Origin of the sequence: Streptomyces sp. CB03234, assembly GCF_001905885.1 — a bacterium.
Taxonomy (GTDB): Bacteria; Actinomycetota; Actinomycetes; order Streptomycetales; family Streptomycetaceae; genus Streptomyces.
The window spans coordinates 610,495-629,301 of the sequence record NZ_LIYH01000005.1; the positions used below are offsets into that span (position 1 = coordinate 610,495).

The 18,807-nt window shown below is 71.8% G+C and carries 19 protein-coding genes; 14 read left to right on the forward strand and 5 right to left on the reverse strand.

Annotated elements, in window-relative coordinates; all coding sequences use genetic code 11:
• Position 1 precedes the first annotated feature (1 nt).
• Complete coding sequence (locus AMK26_RS24195; RefSeq protein ID WP_073756803.1) at positions 2-448, forward strand: heat shock protein transcriptional repressor HspR; 447 nt, start codon at positions 2-4, stop codon at positions 446-448.
• Between the two features lie 94 nt (positions 449-542).
• Here the strand turns inward: AMK26_RS24195 and AMK26_RS24200 are convergent, their stop codons facing one another.
• Together AMK26_RS24200 and AMK26_RS24205 are read right to left on the reverse strand one after the other, a co-directional pair.
• Complete coding sequence (locus tag AMK26_RS24200; protein WP_073756804.1) at positions 543-1,034, reverse strand: hypothetical protein; 492 nt, start codon at positions 1,032-1,034, stop codon at positions 543-545.
• 2 nt (positions 1,035-1,036) lie between these two features.
• Positions 1,037-2,017 (reverse strand): helix-turn-helix transcriptional regulator, encoded by a 981-nt coding sequence (locus tag AMK26_RS24205; RefSeq protein ID WP_073756805.1) that lies wholly within the window; start codon positions 2,015-2,017, stop codon positions 1,037-1,039.
• Positions 2,018-2,448: 431 nt separating this feature from the next.
• Here AMK26_RS24205 and AMK26_RS24215 point away from each other — a divergent pair, with 431 nt between their 5' ends.
• On the forward strand, positions 2,449-2,766 hold the full coding sequence (locus AMK26_RS24215) for a (2Fe-2S)-binding protein (RefSeq protein WP_073756807.1): 318 nt from the start codon (positions 2,449-2,451) through the stop codon (positions 2,764-2,766).
• A 109-nt stretch (positions 2,767-2,875) separates the two neighbouring features.
• Here AMK26_RS24215 and AMK26_RS24220 read toward each other — a convergent pair whose 3' ends face one another.
• Positions 2,876-3,289 carry a pyridoxamine 5'-phosphate oxidase family protein gene (locus AMK26_RS24220; protein ID WP_073756808.1) on the reverse strand — a complete coding sequence of 138 codons (414 nt, stop codon included), beginning with the start codon at positions 3,287-3,289 and terminating at the stop codon, positions 2,876-2,878.
• Positions 3,290-3,408: 119 nt separating this feature from the next.
• Here AMK26_RS24220 and clpB point away from each other — a divergent pair, with 119 nt between their 5' ends.
• Together clpB and AMK26_RS24230 are read left to right on the forward strand one after the other, a co-directional pair.
• On the forward strand, positions 3,409-5,994 hold the full coding sequence (clpB, locus tag AMK26_RS24225; RefSeq protein WP_073756809.1) for an ATP-dependent chaperone ClpB: 2,586 nt from the start codon (positions 3,409-3,411) through the stop codon (positions 5,992-5,994).
• A gap of 157 nt (positions 5,995-6,151) precedes the next feature.
• On the forward strand, positions 6,152-6,679 hold the full coding sequence (locus AMK26_RS24230; RefSeq protein WP_073756810.1) for a YbjN domain-containing protein: 528 nt from the start codon (positions 6,152-6,154) through the stop codon (positions 6,677-6,679).
• A 4-nt stretch (positions 6,680-6,683) separates the two neighbouring features.
• Here the strand turns inward: AMK26_RS24230 and AMK26_RS24235 are convergent, their stop codons facing one another.
• Both AMK26_RS24235 and AMK26_RS24240 read right to left on the reverse strand, forming a co-directional pair.
• Positions 6,684-7,802 (reverse strand): hypothetical protein, encoded by a 1,119-nt coding sequence (locus AMK26_RS24235; RefSeq protein WP_073756811.1) that lies wholly within the window; start codon positions 7,800-7,802, stop codon positions 6,684-6,686.
• Between the two features lie 194 nt (positions 7,803-7,996).
• Complete coding sequence (locus AMK26_RS24240) at positions 7,997-9,163, reverse strand: pyridoxal phosphate-dependent aminotransferase (RefSeq protein ID WP_073756812.1); 1,167 nt, start codon at positions 9,161-9,163, stop codon at positions 7,997-7,999.
• Positions 9,164-9,581: 418 nt separating this feature from the next.
• Between AMK26_RS24240 and AMK26_RS24250 the strand changes: the two genes are divergently transcribed.
• From AMK26_RS24250 to kynU, 10 genes are all read left to right on the forward strand, one after another.
• Positions 9,582-9,818 carry a hypothetical protein gene (locus AMK26_RS24250; protein WP_198944147.1) on the forward strand — a complete coding sequence of 79 codons (237 nt, stop codon included), beginning with the start codon at positions 9,582-9,584 and terminating at the stop codon, positions 9,816-9,818.
• Between the two features lie 319 nt (positions 9,819-10,137).
• Positions 10,138-10,656, forward strand: a complete 519-nt coding sequence (locus AMK26_RS24255; protein ID WP_073756814.1) for a DUF2617 family protein — start codon at positions 10,138-10,140, stop codon at positions 10,654-10,656.
• A gap of 54 nt (positions 10,657-10,710) precedes the next feature.
• Positions 10,711-12,300 carry a polyamine aminopropyltransferase gene (locus AMK26_RS24260; RefSeq protein WP_443333184.1) on the forward strand — a complete coding sequence of 530 codons (1,590 nt, stop codon included), beginning with the start codon at positions 10,711-10,713 and terminating at the stop codon, positions 12,298-12,300.
• Between the two features lie 60 nt (positions 12,301-12,360).
• Positions 12,361-13,245, forward strand: a complete 885-nt coding sequence (locus tag AMK26_RS24265) for an SRPBCC domain-containing protein (protein ID WP_073756815.1) — start codon at positions 12,361-12,363, stop codon at positions 13,243-13,245.
• A gap of 10 nt (positions 13,246-13,255) precedes the next feature.
• Positions 13,256-14,059, forward strand: coding sequence for an aldose epimerase family protein (locus AMK26_RS24270; protein ID WP_073756816.1), 804 nt, complete (start codon positions 13,256-13,258; stop codon positions 14,057-14,059).
• A 24-nt stretch (positions 14,060-14,083) separates the two neighbouring features.
• The gene (pyrE, locus tag AMK26_RS24275; protein WP_073756817.1) at positions 14,084-14,632 is read left to right on the forward strand and encodes an orotate phosphoribosyltransferase; all 549 of its coding nucleotides are present in this window, start codon (positions 14,084-14,086) and stop codon (positions 14,630-14,632) included.
• 166 nt (positions 14,633-14,798) lie between these two features.
• Positions 14,799-15,839 carry a class II fructose-bisphosphate aldolase gene (gene fbaA, locus AMK26_RS24280; protein WP_274536131.1) on the forward strand — a complete coding sequence of 347 codons (1,041 nt, stop codon included), beginning with the start codon at positions 14,799-14,801 and terminating at the stop codon, positions 15,837-15,839.
• A 66-nt stretch (positions 15,840-15,905) separates the two neighbouring features.
• Positions 15,906-16,319: a DUF3151 domain-containing protein gene (locus AMK26_RS24285; protein WP_073756819.1), complete on the forward strand. Its 414-nt coding sequence runs from the start codon at positions 15,906-15,908 to the stop codon at positions 16,317-16,319.
• Between the two features lie 461 nt (positions 16,320-16,780).
• The gene (locus AMK26_RS24290; protein WP_073756820.1) at positions 16,781-17,626 is read left to right on the forward strand and encodes a tryptophan 2,3-dioxygenase family protein; all 846 of its coding nucleotides are present in this window, start codon (positions 16,781-16,783) and stop codon (positions 17,624-17,626) included.
• A complete protein-coding gene (kynU, locus tag AMK26_RS24295) occupies positions 17,619-18,806 on the forward strand; it encodes a kynureninase (RefSeq protein WP_073756821.1) in 1,188 nt (395 codons plus the stop codon). Before AMK26_RS24290 ends, kynU begins: the two co-directional genes overlap by 8 nt.
• The last annotated feature ends 1 nt before the right edge of the window (position 18,807 follow it).

An 18,807-nucleotide genomic window follows, 5' to 3' on the forward strand; every position in this document is an offset into this window, starting at 1 on the left:
GATGGACGGACGCCGTCGCAATCCGTACGAGCTGACCGACGAGACACCGGTGTACGTCATCTCGGTGGCGGCCCAGCTCAGCGGGCTGCACCCGCAGACCCTGCGCCAGTACGACCGGCTGGGCCTGGTCTCGCCGGACCGTACGGCCGGGCGGGGCCGGCGCTACTCGGCCCGTGACATCGAACTGCTGCGGCAGGTGCAGCAGTTGTCGCAGGACGAGGGCATCAACCTGGCGGGCATCAAGCGGATCATCGAGCTGGAGAACCAGGTCGCCGCCCTCCAGGCCCGGGTCGCCGAGCTGACGGCGGCGGTCGAGGGCGCGGCGGCGGCGATGCGGCAGCGCGAGGCCCAGGTACACGCCTCGTACCGGCGCGACCTGGTGCCGTACCAGGACGTGCAGCAGGCGAGCGCGCTGGTGGTGTGGCGTCCGCCCAAGCGCGGCGAGTGACACGCCTGGTGAGGCCCCTTCCGCTGCGGCGGAGGGGGCCTTTCGTTCGTACGGGCGTGGTCGAGGTCACGCCCTGGGCGCCCTGCGACCGGGCCTAGGGGATCAGCTCGGTCACGGCGTCCAGGGTGGTCTCCCACAGCGGCTGGGCGCCCGTCCCGAAGGCCGCCGCCAGGGCCGTGCCCACGGCGACGTCCTGGGCCGTCGGCCTGGCGTCCTCGTCCCAGTCGGCGGTGACGCGGCCGTCGCCGGAGGACTCCAGCTCGCCGAGCCGGCGGCCGTCGCGCAGCAGCCGGCTCTCCTCGTCGCCGCAGGGCACCAGCCGGTAGCGGGCGTCACCGACGCGGGCGTCGACGCGGTAGGAGCGGCGCGACAGCCGGCCCTTGGCGGGCGAGACGCGGGCCGGCCGCCCGTCGACGGTGAGCGTCAGCAGGGCGGGGTCGCGGGTGCCGATCGGGATGTGCGGGCCGGGCTCCGTGCCGGGCGCGCGGACGAGGCGTACGTACGGGAGGCCGGGGCCCCTGACGTCGAGCGTGCCGGCGCCGGACCGCAGCATGACGGTGGGCGTGGCGGGGACGTGGTCGCGCATGGTCAGTGGTCCCGCTCCAGGATGCCGGACTGCGCGATCAGGTACCCCAGTTGCGCGCGGCTGCCGCTGCCGAGGACGGACGCCAGCTTGGCGATGTGGGCGCGGCAGGTCCGTACGTTCATGCCGAGGCGGCGGGCGATCGCCTCGTCGACATGGCCCTCGACGAGGAGCTTGGCGATGGAGCGCTGGACGCCGCTGATGCCGTCGGACTTCAGGTCGTACGGGATCTCCTCGTTGATCGGCACGGCCAGCTGCCAGAACTGGTCGAAGACCCCCGCGAGGTAGGCGACCAGGCCGGGGTGGCGCAGCTCCAGGGCCACTTGGCGGTCGCTGCGCGCCGGTACGAAGGCGACTTCGCGGTCGACGATGATCAGCCGGTCGATGATCTGCTCCAGGGTGCGCACCTGCACCTCGGGCCCCACGTGTTCCAGGTACGTCAGCGTCAACTCGGTGTGCCGGGCCGTGTGCTGGTACAGCGTGCGCATCCGGATGCCCCGGCCGAGCAGCGGCCGTACGCGGCGCAGCGCCTCGCTCAGCCCGTGGGCGGGGCGCCCGCCGCCGGGCTGGACGGTCAGCAGCTCCTTCTCGCAGCCGGCGACGACGCGGTCCAGCGTCGCGTTGATCCGGCTCAGGCCCTCCAGCACGGTGATGGCGTGCGTGGTGGGCGCGTTCTGGGCGCTGATCGCCATGAATGGCTCGAACGCGTCGGACAGCTCGACGGTGAGACGTCTACGCTCCAGGATCTCGCGCTCGATGGGCTGGAGCAGCTGCGCCAGGGCCGAGGAGGGCGGGAGGGGACGCAGCCACTGGGCGTCGTCCGGGTCGGGGTGCAGGAGCGCCAGGTCGAGCAGGCACGGCACCTCATCCGCCTCTGACCGGGGTATTCGCCCGCTGCGCAAGGCGTTGGCATAGAGCTCCGAACCCGCCTCGCACAACTCCGCGTGGGAATGGGGGTGGCCAGGCTTGTCCGATTTTGCGCTCATCTGTACACCCCCAGGCTCCTGCATCTCAGGAACATGATGCCTGTCGTAGGTGGTGGAAGCGTGGAGAGTGAGCAATCGTCGTAGCCGCGGGGGTTGGAAAGAGACGTTGCCTTCAAGTGAGGTTGCTCGGTGATGACGAAGAGACTCATACGCGCAGTGGTTGCCAGTGCGTTCATCGCTGCCGGCGCGGTAGGGGTTCTGGGGGCGGCCGAGGGTCAGGACTCGCAGGCGGCTCCCGGCACCGGAACCACGACGCAGGACCCCAGCTGGACCGCCGCGCCCGCCAAGTCGGGCCTGATCGTGAACGACCCCTCCTGGACCGCCGAACCCGTCAGGTCGGGTACGGCCGTCGCACAGGACCCAAGTTGGACCGCCGTGCCCGCCGGGTCGGGCCTGGCGGAGAACGACCCCAGCTGGACTCGCGTCGGCGCATGAACGTTCCCGACGACTCGCGCTTCCGGCGCGAGATGGCATCCGCTTACCGGTCCGGGTGGCATTTCATCGACCTCGTCACGGCTGTGCCGCACAGTGGCGATTCGTTGATGGTCACCCTCTTCGGGGAGCCGATCGTCATCACGCGCGGAGACGACGAGGACATCCGAGCCTACCGATGCCTTCGGCGGCCCCGCGGAGCTCCGCAGCCCGTCCGATGTGCCATCCGGTACGGCATGATTTTCGTCAACCTCGACCAGCGTGACCACCAGCTGGTCGAGCCGGAGACCACCACCGCCACCCCCCGCAGCGCCTGAGCGATTCCCCCGTCGTTGTAAATCGCCCAGGTGCTTCCCCCACACAGCGGCGCCATCGTGGACCTGAACACGATGGCGCCGCTGTGCTGCGCGCGTACGGGTCCGGGCGCTACGCCCGCCCCATCGCCCGCGTCAGGGCGATCTCGATGACGACCCGGTCCGGGTTCGGCGTCGGCGTGCGGCCGTAGCGGGCCGCGTAACGCTCCACCGCGTCCGCGACGGCCTCCGGCTCCGTACGGATCGTCGCGACGCCCTCCAGCGTCGCCCAGCGCCCCTTGTCGACCTGGCACACCGCCACCCGCGCGCCCTCGGGGCCCGCCGCCAGGACGTTGGCGACCTTGTGGCTGTGCTTGTTGGTGATCACCCGGGCGATGCCCTTCTCGCCGCCCTCGGGGTCGTACGTCACGCCCACCGCCACCACGTGCGGGGTGCCGTCCGGGCGGGGCGTGGTCAGGGTGCACATGTGGTACTCGCGCCAGAAGCCTAGATACGAGTCGCCGGGGTCACGGGGGTCGATGGCCATGCCGCGAACCTACCGGCGACGGGTGTCGCGAACCACCTTGAGTGGAATAGACTCAACTTTGCAGACGTTGGACGAGTCATAGTAGTGGGACCCGCAGCAACGAGGAGGAGAGACCGCCCGTGGACGCCGAGCTGACCAACAAGAGCCGGGATGCGCTGAACGCCGCGACCAGCCGCGCCGTGTCCGAAGGACACCCGGACCTGACCCCCGCGCACCTGCTGCTCGCGCTGCTCGCGGGCCAGGACAACGAGAACATCACCGACCTGCTCGCCGCCGTCGACGCCGACCAGGCCGCCGTACGGTCCGGGGCCGAGCAGGTGCTCGCCGCGCAGCCCAGCGTCACCGGTTCCACCGTCGCCCCGCCGCAGCCCAACCGCGAGATGCTCGCCGTGATCGCCGACGCCTCGCAGCGCGCCAAGGAGCTGGGCGACGAGTACCTGTCGACCGAGCACCTGCTCATCGGCATCGCCGCCAAGGGCGGCCGGGCCGGCGAGGTGCTGGAGCGGCAGGGCGCGAGTGCGAAGAAGCTGCTGGAAGCGTTCGAGAAGGCGAGGGGAGGGCGCCGCGTGACCACACCGGACCCGGAGGGCCAGTACAAGGCCCTGGAGAAGTTCGGCACCGACTTCACGGCCGCCGCCCGCGACGGCAAGCTGGACCCGGTCATCGGCCGGGACCAGGAGATCCGCCGCGTCGTGCAGGTGCTGTCCCGCCGCACCAAGAACAACCCCGTGCTCATCGGCGAGCCCGGCGTCGGCAAGACCGCCGTCGTCGAGGGCCTCGCCCAGCGCATCGTCAAGGGCGACGTCCCGGAGAGCCTGAAGAACAAGCGCCTGGTCGCGCTCGACCTCGGCGCGATGGTCGCGGGCGCCAAGTACCGGGGCGAGTTCGAGGAGCGGCTGAAGACCGTCCTGTCCGAGATCAAGGCCAGCGACGGCCAGATCATCACGTTCATCGACGAGCTGCACACGGTCGTCGGCGCGGGCGCCGGCGGCGACTCCGCCATGGACGCCGGCAACATGCTCAAGCCGATGCTCGCCCGCGGCGAGCTGCGCATGGTCGGCGCCACCACCCTCGACGAGTACCGCGAGCGCATCGAGAAGGACCCCGCCCTGGAGCGCCGCTTCCAGCAGGTCCTGGTGGCCGAGCCGAGCGTCGAGGACACCATCGCGATCCTCCGCGGCCTCAAGGGCCGGTACGAGGCCCACCACAAGGTCCAGATCGCCGACTCCGCGCTCGTGGCCGCCGCCACGCTCTCGGACCGGTACATCACCTCCCGCTTCCTGCCCGACAAGGCCATCGACCTCGTCGACGAGGCCGCGTCCCGGCTCCGCATGGAGATCGACTCCTCGCCGGTCGAGATCGACGAACTCCAGCGCGCCGTCGACCGCCTCCGTATGGAGGAGCTGGCGCTGAAGAACGAGTCCGACCCCGCCTCCGTACAGCGCCTGGAGAAGCTGCGCCGCGACCTCGCCGACAAGGAGGAGGAGCTGCGCGGCCTGACCGCCCGCTGGGAGAAGGAGAAGCAGGGCCTCAACCGCGTCGGTGAGCTCAAGGAGCAGCTCGACGACCTGCGCGGCCAGGCCGAGCGCGCCCAGCGCGACGGCGACTTCGACACCGCCTCCAAGCTGCTGTACGGCGAGATCCCGGCCGTGGAGCGGGAGCTGGAGGCGGCCAGCGAGGCCGAGCAGGAAGCCGCCAGGGACACGATGGTCAAGGACGAGGTCGGGCCCGACGACATCGCCGACGTCGTCGGCTCCTGGACCGGCATCCCGGCCGGGCGGCTGCTGGAGGGCGAGACGCAGAAGCTGCTGCGCATGGAGGACGAGATCGGCCGCCGTCTGATCGGCCAGACCGAGGCCGTACGGGCGGTGTCGGACGCCGTGCGCCGCACCCGCGCCGGGATCTCCGACCCGGACCGGCCCACCGGCTCGTTCCTCTTCCTCGGCCCGACCGGCGTCGGCAAGACCGAGCTGGCCAAGGCGCTGGCGGACTTCCTCTTCGACGACGAGCGGGCGATGGTCCGCATCGACATGAGCGAGTACGGCGAGAAGCACAGCGTCGCCCGGCTCGTCGGCGCGCCCCCCGGCTACGTCGGGTACGAGGAGGGCGGCCAGCTGACGGAGGCGGTGCGCCGCCGCCCGTACAGCGTGGTGCTGCTGGACGAGGTGGAGAAGGCCCACCCCGAGGTCTTCGACATCCTGCTCCAGGTGCTGGACGACGGCCGCCTGACCGACGGGCAGGGCCGCACGGTCGACTTCCGCAACACCATCCTCATCCTGACCTCCAACCTGGGCAGCCACTTCCTGATGGACCCGGTGACGCCGGAGGAGCAGAAGAAGGAGCAGGTGCTGGAGGCGGTACGGGCCTCCTTCAAGCCGGAGTTCCTCAACCGCCTCGACGACATCGTCGTCTTCTCGGCCCTCGACCGGGACCAGCTCGCCCACATCGCCCGGCTCCAGATCGACCGCCTGGCCGCCCGCCTCGCCGAGCGCCGGCTCACCCTGGAGGTCACCCCGGAGGCCCTTCAGTGGCTCGCCGTCGAGGGCTTCGACCCGGCGTACGGCGCGCGCCCGCTGCGCCGCCTGGTCCAGACGGCCATCGGCGACCGCCTCGCCAAGGAGATCCTCGCGGGCGAGGTCACGGACGGCGACACCGTGCGCGTGGAGCGGGACGGGGACGGGCTCGTCGTGGGGGCGGCGCGGTAGGTCAGGTGGTGCACGCGAGGAGGCGTACGAGGGAGGTGCCCCCGCCCTCGTACGGCCGGGATCCTGTCAGCTCGCAGCGGATCGCCCGTGTCCGGGGTTGCCAGCCACGGCCCGCCATGGGAGAGGATGGCAGGAATCGTACGAAGGGAAATTCACGGTGAGCATCGACCCGGCCTCCATTCCGAACTTCGGTGGGCAGCCCGAGCCCCAGCAGGCCGCAGGACCGGCGGGCCCCGTCGTCCCGGACCAGGACCTCGTCAAGCAGCTCCTGGAGCAGATGGAGCTCAAGTACGTCGTCGACGACGAGGGTGACCTCGCGGCGCCGTGGGAGGAGTTCCGCACGTACTTCATGTTCCGCGGCGAGGACGAGCAGCAGGTCTTCTCGGTGCGGACCTTCTACGACCGCCCGCACCCGGTCGAGAACCGCGCGCAGATCCTGGAGACGATCGACGACTGGAACCGCCGCACCCTGTGGCCCAAGGTCTACACGCACCTCCACGAGGACGAGCAGGGCGGCGCGACCGTGCGGCTCATCGGCGAGGCGCAGATGCTGATCGGCACGGGCGTGAGCCTGGAGCACTTCGTGCAGTCGACGGTCAGCTGGGTACGCGCGTCGATCGAGTTCGACAAGTGGCTCGTGGAGCAGTTCGGCCTGGAGTCGTCCGAGGGCGAAGAAGAGGCCTGAGCCCTCACAGCGCCATCGGGGCGAGCGTCAGCAGATACGTCCCGTAGCCGAACGACAGCCCGGCCAGGGCGGCGACCACCACGGCCGCCGCCCTCGGCCGGGCTCTGCGCACCGCGCACGCGAGGGGCACCAGCAGCGGGAACGCCGGAAGCAGGAAGCGCGGCTTCGACTCGAAGAACCCCGACCCGCCCACCGCGATCACCACCAGCACCGCCGTGTACACCAGCAGCGGCAGCGGCGGCCGCTCCAGCACGAGCAGCGCGAACAGCACGACCCCGACGGCCGTGAGCGCCAGCGCCATCGTGAAGCCGAGGTCCATCGGCCTGGTCACCACCGTGCGTACGAAGCCGAAGGTGCCCACCCCGAAGTCGAACCGCGACGTCCAGCCCGCCTGCACGGCGAAGTACCCGCCCAGCGGATCGCCCTTGCGCACCCCCACCCACAGCAGGTAGCCCACCCAGCCGGCCGGCGCCACCGCCGCACCCGCCCACGCCCGCCGGTCGGCCCGGTCGCGCGCCAGGGCGCAGGCGGCCGCCACCAGCACCGCCGCCGCCACCGCGATGCCGTTCGGCCGGGCCACCCCCGCCAGCGCCGCCAGCGCGCCCGCCCACAGCCAGCGGCGGGTGAGGACCGCGTACAGCGACCAGGCCGCGAACGCCGTCAGCAGCGGTTCCGTGTACGCCATGGACAGCACGATCGAGTGCGGCAGCAGGCCCCACAGCAGCACCAGCGTGGTCGCCACGCCCCGCCCGTACAGCCGCTCGCCGAGCAGGAAGATCCCCCACGCGGCCGTCCCCGCCGCCGCCCAGGACACCAGCAGCCCAGCCGTCCCGCCCGCCACCGGCAGCACGGTCGTCACCGCCCGGACGAGCGCCGGGTAGAGCGGGAAGAACGCCAGGTCGGACTGGACGGTGCCGTCCGGCCAGTACAGGGTCGTGCCGTAGCCGTACGCGGCGATCCCCAGGTACCAGTCGGAGTCCCAGGACAGGGCCAGCAGGGCGCGTGGCGAGCGGCCGGTGTGCCACGCCCACAGCGCCATCACCAGCATCCCGGTGAGCCGGGCGGCGGCGAACAGGCCCAGCGCCGGTGCCGCGCGGTGCAACGCCGCCAGCGGGCGCGGCACCGGGCGGGCACGGGAGGCTGTCGCATGGTCGAAGGTCTCGGCGGACAGGGGGCACCTCCGTGCGCGCGTGAACGGTCACCCCGACCTTGGGCGCGGCCCGCGCCCGGCGCGAGTGCTGGCAGCCCGCCCGGGTGGTCCCGGCCGCCGGACCGCCGCACGCGCGCGTGTCGCCGTGACAGGGCGCCCCGGAACCGCTAGAGGCCCGCCAGCCGCTTCACCGCGTCCTGGAGCACCTCCGTCCGCTTGCAGAACGCGAACCGCACGAACGGCGCCCCCTGGTCGCGGTGGTCGTAGAAGACCGCGTGGGGGATGGCGACGACACCGCAGCGCCCGGGCAGGGCGCGGCAGAACGCGATGCCGTCGTGCTCGCCCAGCGGGCGGATGTCGGTGGTGATGAAGTAGGTGCCCTGCGGCCGGAACACCTCGAATCCCGCCTGCGCCAGCCCGTCCGCGAGCAGGTCCCGCTTGGCCCGCAAGTCCTCGCGCAGCTCGCTGAAGTACGTGTCCGGCAGGCGCAGCGCCTCGGCGATCGCGTACTGGAAGGGCCCGGCGGAGACGTACGTCAGGTACTGCTTCGCCGAGCGCACCGCCGTGATCAGCTCGGGCGCGGCGGTGACCCAGCCGACCTTCCACCCCGTGAACGAGAAGGTCTTCCCCGCACTGGAGATGGTCACCGTGCGCTCCCGCATGCCGGGGAAGGCGGCGATGGGGAGGTGCTCGGCGCCGCCGAAGACGAGGTGCTCGTACACCTCGTCGGTGACGACGAGCAGATCGCGCTCGACGGCGAGCGCGGCGATGGCGGCCAGCTCCTCACGGGTGAGGACGGTGCCGGTGGGGTTGTGCGGGGTGTTGAGCAGGATGAGGCGGGTGCGGTCGGTGACGGCGGCCCGCAGCTCGTCCAGGTCGAGGACGAACCGGCCGTCGCGCGGGCGCAGGGTGACCGGGACGCGGGTGCCGCCCGCCATGGCGACGCAGGCGGCGTACGAGTCGTAGTACGGCTCCAGCGCGATGACCTCGTCGCCCGGCTCCACCAGCCCGAGCAGGGCGGCGGCGATCGCCTCGGTGGCGCCGGCCGTGACGAGGACCTCCGTGTCGGGGTCGTACGCCAGGCCGTACCGCTCGCGCTGGTGGTCGGCGACGGCGGTACGCAGCTCGGGGATGCCGGGGCCGGGCGGGTACTGGTTGCCCCGGCCGTCCCGGATGGCCCGGACGGCCGCCTCGGCGACGGCTTCGGGGCCGTCGGTGTCGGGGAAGCCCTGGCCGAGGTTGACCGAGCCGGTGGAGGCGGCGAGGGCGGACATCTCCGCGAAGATCGTCGTTCCGAACTCGGCGAGGCGGCGGTTGAGCGGCGGTCGTTTCATGGCGGCCATCCTGGGGCGAAGCTCTGGAGTTGCTCAAGTGGGCTTTGAGGCGTGATCACCGGGGGGATCTCCCTGCCACACATACGGAACATCCGGAGCGAAGGCAGGTGGGGGCCATGGTGGAAGCAGGGTTCTTCGAGGCGTGGTTCATCTTCGTGGGGGTCCTCGCCGTCATAGGGATCGTACGGTCCGCGCTGGGAGGCGAGCCCCCGAAGCGGCGTGACAGCTGGTGGTCCGGGGACTCCTCGGCCTCGTCCTCCTCGTCATCGTCGTCCTCCGGCTGGTCCTCGTGCGGCGGCTCCAGCTCCTCGTGCGGAGGCGGAGGCGGATCGTCCTGCAGCTGAACCTCTGGACTTCCTCAATTCGGATTGGGAGGGGTGGGAGCGGGGGCATCCCCCTCTCACGTACGACACGGGGGATGGTGATCCGAATGGAGATGGGCCTGGTCGTCGCCGGACTGATCGTTCTGGTGGGGTTCCTCATCGCGGTCGGCGCGGCGGGCGGTGGCAAGAGCCGGCGCCGTTCGCGCTCCGGCGCCGGCGGTTCCGCCGCCGGCGGCGGTTGGTGGTCCGGGGACGGGGGCGGATCGTCCTGCGGGGGAGGGTCGTCGTCGTGTGGGGGCGGCGGCGGTGGATGTGGTGGCGGAGGCAGCTGACACGGGGCAGCCGGTCCGCGACCACGGGAAGGCGCTCGGCAGTGAACTACCGCCGGGCGCCTTCGTGTTGGCACTTTGTGGAACCACTCGGTCGGTTCCTGTTGAACAGTTGAACCGGCAGGCCCCCCAGGGGATGGAAACCACGTCAAGTTGGGTAAAAACGCTGTGAGTCAGTCGCAGTTCATGATTCCCTCGCTGTCGAAAACATCCAGCCCGCGGACCTCGTGTGTGGATTTCGAGACGGAGATCCCCTCGTCCCCCTGAACGTCTTCCGGGACGCCCCCGGTCCACCCGTCAAACCCTGTTTGCGGAGCCGACCATGCTCACGACGCTCAAAACTTCCTACACCGACACGCGCGCCGCCGACCTGGCCTGGGCGCTGGGTCGCGAGGCGCTGCCCGCCCTCGCCGTGCTCGACCTCGAACTGTCCGGTGCCACGCTCCAGCTCAGACTCCTCGGCGCCTCGCACCAGGTGCTGCTGGAGGAGGAGCGGGGCCGCTGTTCGGAGACCGTCGCCTGCATGCCGGGGAGCAGCACCCCGCTGCCGCTGGGTGTGGCGAAGCGGATCGGGGCGTGGGAGTACGAGTTCGCCGCGCGCGTCGAGACGCTGTCCAAGGGGTCGTTCGCGGGGCGCGCGCAGGAGCTGCTGGCGCTCGTGGCGGACCACCCGAACGGTCTCGCCGGTACGTTCCCCGGCTCGCCGCACGCCTTCACGGCCATGCTCGCGCAGCGGGACGAGGGCCAGGTGCGGTGGCGCACGTGGCACGCCTATCCGCAAGAGGGACAGCTGGTGGTCACCAGGACCAGCGTGGGCGTCCGTATGCACACACCGCTCTAGTAACACCCGTGTGGGTGACAATTAGCCATGGGGTCGTGACGTAGCGTTAAGTGCGTGATCGAAGCGCCGCACGTCTCCGTCGCCGTGCCGCCCGCACCGGGCGGCGGTCCGGCATCGCCGTCCGTGCGGCAGCGGGCGGGGCGCTTCCTGGTGCTGGCCACGGTCTTCATCTGCGCGGCGTGCGGATTGGTGTACGAGCTGGAACTGGTCGCGCTCGCTTCGTATTTGATCGGGGACTCCGTCAAGCAGGCGTCGGTCGTCCTGTCGGTGATGGTCTTCGCGATGGGCGTGGGCTCGCTCCTCGCGAAACGGCTGCGCTGCCGGGCGGCCGTCGGCTTCGGGCTGCTGGAGGCCGCGCTCGCGCTGGTCGGTGGCTGCTCGGCCCTCGTCCTGTACGCCACGTTCGCGTGGATCGGCGAGTCGCGGTACGCGCTGGTGGCGTTCTCGCTGGCCATCGGCGTGCTCATCGGGGCGGAGATACCGCTGCTGATGACGCTGATCCAGCGCATCTCGCGGCGGGCCGAGCAGGACGCCGGCGGGACGGTCGCGGACCTGTTCGCCGCCGACTACGTGGGGGCGCTCGTCGGCGGCCTGGCGTTCCCGTTCCTGCTGTTGCCGTGGCTGGGGCAGTTGACAAGCGCGCTGCTCACCGGGGCGGTCAACGCGGTGGCGGGCGGGGCGCTGGTGCTGTGGCTGTTCGGGCGGGACCTGACCGCGCGGGGGCGGTGGCTGGTGGTGGTGGGCAATGTGGCGGTGCTCGGCGTGCTGGCGACCGCGACGGTGCTGGTGGACGACTTCGAGCGGGCGGCGCGGCGGGCGGTGTACGGGGAGCGGGTGCGGATCGCCGTCCAGACGGACGTCCAGGAGGTGGTGTTGACGGGCGGGCCGGGGGAGCCGCCCGAGCTGTTCCTGGACGGGCGGTTACGGGTGAGCGGCCGGGACGAGCACCGGTACCACCGGGCGCTGGTGCACCCCGTGATGCGTGGGCCGCACGCGCGCGTGCTGATCCTGGGCGGGGGCGACGGGCTGGCGGCGCGGGAGGTGCTGCGGCACGGCGGCGTGGAGTCGGTGACGGTCGTCGAGCTGGACCCGGGCGTCGTGCGGCTCGCCCGGAAGGACCGGGCGCTCGCCCGGCTGAACGGGCAGGCGTACGGGGACCCGAGGGTGCGGGTGGTGTACGGGGACGCGTTCGTGCGGCTGCGGGAGGCGGCGGCGACGGGCGCGGCGTACGACGTGGTGATCTCGGACCTCCCGGACCCGGGCATCACGGCCAGCACGAAGCTGTACTCGGCGGAGTTCTACGGTCTGGCCGCGCGGGTCCTCACCGACGGCGGACGGCTCGCGGTCCACGCGGGGCCGATGGCGTCGAGGCCGCACACGTACTGGACGGTGGACGCCACGCTGCGGTCGGCGGGCTTCACCACCCGGCCCTACCGTGCGACCGGGCGGCTGTCCGGCTTCGCCGCGGGCCCCGACCGGTCCACGGACGGCACGGCGGCGCCGTACGACTGGGGCTTCTTCCTCGCCGCGCGGCACCGGGCGCCGCCGGACCCGGGCGAGGTGGTGGGGGTGCGCCGCCCGGCGGGGGCGCGGCCCATGGGCCTGCCGCCGTCGACGCTGGTGCACCCCAGGTACGGGGAGTGACCCCTTTGGCCTTGCGCACATGGCAGACGTGAGCGCCGGGCGTGGGTAGGCTCGGGCTCCATGGAGCATGAGGTGTTCGTTCCGGTTGACGTCGAGACCCTCCGCGCTGTGCTGGCGGACCCCGCGCGGGTCGCCCCGTGCGTACCGGGGCTCCAGCAGGACGCGGACGCGTCGGCCGGCCCCCTCTCGGGCCGCCTGAAGGTGCGCGCAGGCGGGCACTCGATCACCTACCGGGGCGCCCTGCACATCGTCGCCCAGGAGGACGGCGCCTACGCCGTGGAGGGTGAGGGCGCGGAGGTGCGCGGCACCGGCTCGGCGAAGCTGGCCCTCACCGTACGGCTGTCCCCGGTGGACGGCGGCACGACGCTGCGCTTCTCGGGGACGACGAGCGCGGAGGGCCGGCTGGCGGAGCTGTCGGACGACGCGGCGGTCTCGGCGGCCCACCGCCTGCTGGACCGTTTCGCCGAGTCGCTCGCGGCGACGACCGCGACCTCGGCCGCGTCGGCCGCCTCCGCAACGGCCGAGGCTCCCGATGACGTCACCGACGACGCCACCGACGACCAGGACGTCACCGACGACGTCACCGACGACCAGGACGTCGACGACGACGGGGTGGACCAGGGCGCCGAGAGCGCGGGGTCCGTGTTCGACGCCCCCGTACCGCCGCCGTCGCTGGACCCGCTCGCCGAGGCCGAGTTCGAGGTGCCCGACATGCCCGACGGCGCGCTGCCCGACCCGGGCGTCGAGGCGGCGCACGCCCGGCGCACCATGATCGGGCGCAGCGCCGAGGAGGTCGACCACGCCCCGCCGCGCGGCCGGTACGCGCCCACGCCCGGGCCGGAGGCCGCGTCGACGACCGCCACGCTGCGGTGGCTGGCCCCCGCCGCCGCGCTTGCCCTCGCCTCGGCGGTGGTGGTCGGGCGCGCGCTGCGGCGCCGCAAGTAGTGTCGGTGACGTGACCAGTAGCGAACAGAGCGTCCGGCTCGCGGCCGGAGACGTCGAGTTGACGGTGCGTCCGGACAACGGATGCCGCATCGAGAGCCTGCGGATCGGCGGGTCGGAACTGCTGCGGCAAGGGGAGAGGTACGGCTGCTTCCCGATGGTGCCCTGGTGCGGGCGGATCGCCAACGGCCGGTTCCTCAGCGGGGCGACATGGCATCAGCTGCCGCTCAACTCGCCGCCGCACGCCATCCACGGCACCGGCCGTGACACCGCGTGGCGCGTCGCCCTCGCCGACAAGGCGGAGGCGGTGTTCACCTACGACCTCGCCGAGCCCTGGCCGTATCCCGGCCGGGTCACCCAGACCGTCCGGCTGACCGAGGACGCGCTCACGCTCCAGCTCGGTGTCGAGACGTACGGCGACTCCTTCCCGGCCCAGGCCGGCTGGCACCCGTGGTTCAACCGCACCCTCGGTGACAGCGCCGTACGCATCGACTTCACGCCCGAGTGGCAGGAGGAGCGGGGCGAGGACCATCTGCCCACCGGCCGCCGGATCGCGCCCACGCCCGGCCCCTGGGACGACTGCTTCGGCATGCCGGACGGGGTGGACGTCACCCTCACCTGGCCCGGGCAGCTAAAGCTCAAGGTGACCAGCCGCGCCCCCTGGGTCGTCGTGTACGACCAGCAGGAGGCCGCCGTCTGCGTGGAGCCCCAGTCGGGCCCGCCGAACGGCCTCACCACCGCTCCCGAGCTGGTCACACCGATCGAGCCGCTGGAGATCGCCACCACCTGGACCTGGCGGCGGCTGCGGCCGGCCTGAGCGGCGGCGCTTAAGCTCAGGGGCATGACTGACGTACGAGCCGATCTGCTCCAGCAGATCAAGGACAAGGCCGTGGTGCACGGCAAGGTGACCCTCTCCTCGGGTCTGGAGGCCGACTACTACGTCGACCTGCGCCGGATCACCCTGGACGGCGTGGCCTCGCCGCTCGTCGGGCAGGTCATGCTCGATCTGACCGCCGACCTGGACTTCGACGCCGTCGGCGGCCTCACCCTGGGCGCCGACCCGGTCGCGACGGCGATGCTGCACGCCGCCGCCGGGCGTGGCCGGACGCTGGACGCCTTCGTCGTCCGCAAGGCGGCCAAGGCGCACGGCATGCAGCGCCGCGTCGAGGGCCCGGACATCAAGGGCCGCCGTGTCCTGGTGGTGGAGGACACCTCCACCACCGGTGGCTCGCCGCTGACCGCTGTGGAGGCGGTCCGCGAGGCCGGCGCCGAGGTCGTGGCCGTGGCGACGATCGTGGACCGGGCGACCGGCGCCGCGGAGAAGATCAGCCAGACGGCCGGGGTGCCGTACCTGTACGCGTACGCGCTGGACGAGCTGGGCCTGGCCTGAGCCGCATAGGGCCTGACCTGCGGATTTTCCGAGGGGCGGACTGTTTCACGTGAAACGGTCCGCCCCTCGCGGCACGCGGGGTGGAGCCCACGGCGGAGTCTGGAAAGATAGGTGCGACGATGACGTCGCCCCCAGGTCAGGGATCAGCAACGCAACGCAACCGCAGATCACAAGGAGCGGACAGATGCCCATCGCAACCCCCGAGATCTACAACGAGATGCTCGACCGGGCGAAGGCAGGCAAGTTCGCCTACCCGGCCATCAATGTCACCTCGTCGCAGACTCTGCACGCCGCCCTGCGTGGTTTCGCGGAGGCAGAGAGCGACGGCATCATCCAGATCTCGACCGGTGGTGCGGAGTTCCTGGGCGGCCAGTACAGCAAGGACATGGTGACCGGCGCGGTCGCCCTGGCCGAGTTCGCCCACATCGTCGCCGCGAAGTACGACGTCACCATCGCCCTGCACACCGACCACTGCCCGAAGGACAAGCTGGACGGCTACGTACGTCCGCTGCTCGACATCTCCGCCGAGCGTGTCGCCAAGGGTGAGAACCCGCTGTTCCAGTCGCACATGTGGGACGGCTCGGCCGAGACCCTCGCCGACAACCTGGCCATCGGCCAGGAGCTGCTCGCGAAGGCCGCCGCCGCAAAGATCATCCTCGAGGTCGAGATCACCCCGACCGGTGGCGAGGAGGACGGCGTCAGCCACGAGATCAACGACGAGCTGTACACCACCGTCGACGACGCCATCCGCACCGCCGAGGCGCTCGGCCTGGGCGAGAAGGGCCGCTACCTGCTGGCCGCCTCCTTCGGCAACGTCCACGGCGTCTACAAGCCCGGCAACGTCGTGCTCCGCCCCGAGCTGCTCAAGGACCTCCAGCAGGGCGTCGCCGAGCGCTTCGGCAAGGCCGACCCGTTCGACTTCGTCTTCCACGGCGGCTCCGGCTCCACGGCCGAGGAGATCGCCACCGCGCTGGAGAACGGCGTCGTGAAGATGAACCTCGACACGGACACCCAGTACGCCTTCACCCGCCCCGTCGCGGACCACATGTTCAAGAACTACGACGGTGTGCTGAAGGTCGACGGCGAGGTCGGCTCCAAGAAGACCTACGACCCGCGCACCTGGGGCAAGCTGGCCGAGGCGAGCATGGCCAAGCGCGTCACCGAGGCGTGCGCGGCGCTGCGCTCGACCGGTACGAAGCTGAAGTAACGCTTCCGAGCGCCACGCACAGGCCCGGCATCGCCTCCGCGGTGCCGGGCCTGTGACACTGGTGGCATGGGTATCCACGAAAACCTGCTGGGGGGACCTCCCCCCACTCACCTGCCCGACGACCCGGAGCCGCGCGAGCTGCTCGCGAGCGGCGCCGCGCCGGCGGACGTCGCCGCGAAGTACCCCGCCTCCTCCCTCGCCTGGGCCCAGCTCGCCGACGACGCGTTCGAGGCCGGCCGGGCCGTCGAGTCCTACGCGTACGCCAGGACCGGCTACCACCGGGGCCTGGACGCCCTGCGCCGCAGCGGCTGGAAGGGCCACGGCCCGGTGCCGTGGGAGCACGAGCCGAACCGCGGTTTCCTCCGGGCGCTGAACGCCCTGGCGCGCGCCGCGCAGGCGATCGGTGAGCAGGAGGAGTACGAGCGATGCTCGACGTTCCTCCGTGAATCGTCGCCCCTGGCCGCGGACACCCTCGGCTGACCTGGGGGTTCTCACCCTGCTGAGGCCCGCCCGCCCGGACCGGTTACTTCCGGTCGCGGTGAGGCGGGCCTCAGTTTTGGATCTTGCTGAACGGTTCGCTCGCGGCCCGCGCCCGCGATGACACAGCAGATCAAGGGCTTGCACGGGTGCGTGTCCCACGCCGTGCCGTACGACCCCGGCGGCCGGTACATCGAAGGGCCGCTCATGTCATGATGCGACTGGGACCCGGAACAGAGCCGCGGTCCCGAGGGGACCGGGGCTCCACCTGCCGGGTCGCATCGCGAGTGAGCCAAAGGGGCGCGCGGGCGTCGAAAGGGAGAACGCGCGGAGGGTCGCGAGGTACGAGTGACCCGAGCACGATCGACCGTCGACGCACGCAGCAGGCGCCCCGGAGGCGAACCGAGCGCCCGAAAAGGGAGGAGCAGACCGCTACCCGGTAGCACGCATTGATGGAGACAGCGATGTCTACTTCCCCCGATGCCTCCGCGCCCGGTTCGGACACCCCGAACCTGGAGTACACAGGCACGACGCCGTACGAGGACTATGTCCAGGCGGATGTCCTCACCCACCTCCAGCACCCGCTCTCGGACGATCCGGGAGAAATGGTCTTCCTGGTCACGACCCAGGTCATGGAGCTGTGGTTCACCGTGATCGTCCACGAGTGGGAGACCGCGAGCCGCGCCCTGCGCGAAGACCGGATCCCGGTGGCGATGGACGCGCTGGAGCGCTCCGTACGCGAGCTGGAGGCGCTGAACGCCTCCTGGAAGCCGCTCGCCCGGCTCACACCCGCCCAGTTCAACTCCTACCGTGGCGCCCTGGGCGAGGGCTCCGGCTTCCAGTCGGCGATGTACCGGCGGCTGGAGTTCCTGCTGGGCGAGAAGTCCGCGTCGATGCTGGTGCCGCACCGGGGCGCGCCGCGCGTCCACGCGGAGCTGGAGAAGGCGCTGCACGAGCCGAGCCTGTACGACGAGGTGCTGCGGCTCCTCGCACGGCGCGGGCTGCCGGTGCCGGACAGTGTCCTCAAGCGCGACCTGTCGCAGAAGTACGAGCCGTCGCAGGCGGTCGAGGACATCTGGGCCCGGATCTACGCCGACCCGGACCAGCACAGTGAGCTGATCCGGCTCGGCGAGGCGTTGACGGACGTCGGCGAGCTGGTGTGGCGCTGGCGCAACGACCACCTGGTGGCCACGCGGCGCGCGATGGGCTCCAAGACGGGCACGGCCGGCTCGGCCGGGGTGGCCTGGCTGGAGAAGCGGGCCCGCAAGAACGTGTTCCCCGAGGTGTGGACGGCGCGCAGCCATGTCTGATCTGACAGCGAAGGCGGCGGCGCTCGACGCCCACGACCAACTCGCCAAGCACCGCGAGCTGTTCGCGCTCGACGACGGTGTCGTGTACCTCGACGGCAATTCGCTCGGCGCGCTTCCCCGCCACGTACCGGACCGCATGGCCGACGTCATCGGTCGCGAATGGGGCGAGTTGCGCATCCGGTCCTGGGAGGAGAGCGGCTGGTGGACCGCGCCGGAGCGGATCGGCGACCGGATCGCGCCGCTCGTCGGCGCGGCGCCCGGCCAGGTGGTGGTCGGTGACTCGACGAGCGTCAACGTCTTCAAGGCGCTGGTGGGCGCCGTACGGCTGACCGACGAGACGCGGGACGAGATCGTCGTGGACGCCACGACGTTTCCCACGGACGGGTACATCGCCGAGTCGGCCGCCCGCCTGACCGGCAGGCGCCTGGTGGCCGTGGCGCCCGGGGACGTGGCGGACGCGGTCGGCCCGCGTACGGCCGTCGCGCTCGTCAACCACGTCGACTTCCGCACGGGCCGGCTGCACGACCTGCCCGGCATCACGGCGGCCGTCCACGCGGCGGGCGCACTCGCCGTGTGGGACCTGTGCCACAGCGCGGGCGCCCTGCCCGTGGGGCTGGACGCGCACGGCGTGGACCTGGCCGTCGGCTGCACGTACAAGTACCTCAACGGCGGCCCCGGTGCGCCCGCCTACCTGTACGTCGCGGAACGGCACCAGCCGCGCTTCGACTCCCCGCTGCCCGGCTGGAACTCGCACGCCGACCCCTTCGCGATGACGCCCGGTTACACGGCGGCGGAGGGCGTGGTGCGCGGCCGCGTCGGCACGCCCGACATCCTGTCCATGCTGGCGCTGGAGGCGGCGCTGGACGTGTGGGACGGGGTGCCCATCGAGGCGGTACGGGAGAAGGCGCTGGCCCTGATGGACTTCTTCCTGGAGTGCGTACGGGCGTACGTCCCGGACGGCCGGGTCACGTCCGTCACGCCCGAGGCGCACGACGAGCGCGGCAGCCAGGTCGCACTGAGCTGCCCGGACGCCCCCACCGTGATGAAGGAGCTCATCGCCCGGGGCGTCGTGGGCGACCTGCGCCGCCCCGACGTGCTGCGGTTCGGCTTCACACCGCTGTACGTCTCGTTCGCGGACGCGGAGCGCGCGGCGCGCGTTCTCGCGCAGGTGCTGGGCTGAT